This is a genomic window from Oleiphilus sp. HI0067, assembly GCF_001635735.1.
This window is the reverse complement of record NZ_LWFI01000148.1, coordinates 1-891: the sequence shown is the minus strand read 5'-3', so window position 1 is coordinate 891 and position 891 is coordinate 1. Positions and strand designations below refer to the sequence as shown.

Below are 891 nucleotides of genomic sequence, written 5' to 3'. Positions count from 1 at the left end.
TGGAGACGACCTAATAGACACCGTCGGCATCACTGCGCAATTTTGGTTTAGTGGTCGCCTAATCAATAACATCTTCGATTACTAATTCTAGTGATCGAACTCTCAAGCGCTAACTGATTGTTGGCGCTTGAAATTCAAAACCTTGCTTTTCTAACAACTTCGAGAAGTGAATTAACTGATTTTCGCTATGATGTGATGCTGCGATTGACACACCAATCGGCAGGCCGTATTTCTCGTCGATTCCTGATGGCAAACTCATCACTGGATTGCCCAACAAGTTATAAAACATCACAAAACCAAAGCAATAATCTGTGTAGTTATAACTCTGGCCATCGAATTCTATATTGTTGTGTTTGTGATTGTGCTCGAACGCTGGACCTATGCTGGTTGGCGATAAGATAAAGTCATAATCATTAAAGTAGCGAGAAAACTCAGCAATGCATTCTTTTTGCTCCAGCAAGGCTTTTGAATACTCTCGGAAGTTCATGCTTAGGCCTTTTTTAAGCTCTTGTTTGGCATCAAAGCTAGATTTCTTAAGATCTTTTCCGAATTTAAATTGAAGGATCTTTCTTACTGGCCATGCAAAGTCTTGGGAACAAACGAAACCAAATAACTTGACCCAAGTCTTCAGCGTTTTGTCGGCTAATTGCTCATCAATGCGAATTTTGCTTACTTGCGCGCCTTGATCTTCTAAGCATTTTACGACACGCTGAAGCCCTCGCTGAGTAGGGGCGGAGCATTGAACTCCAGCCAATTCATCGTAATAAGCGATTTTATAATTCGCGAGCTTGTTGTGAATCGGTGTGGATGTCTGAATGTCTAGGTATTGTTGGTATTCAGGTAAGGGTTGATAACAGACCTTATAAATTTGCTCAATGTCGCTAGCGCTTC

At 41.3% G+C, this 891-nt stretch carries 1 protein-coding gene; it reads right to left on the bottom strand.

All coding sequences use genetic code 11. The annotated features are described in order from the left end of the window. Positions 1-109 precede the first annotated feature (109 nt). Positions 110-891: amidase family protein (locus A3739_RS01995; RefSeq protein ID WP_156502257.1), on the bottom strand; the 782-nt coding region annotated here is incomplete at its 5' end.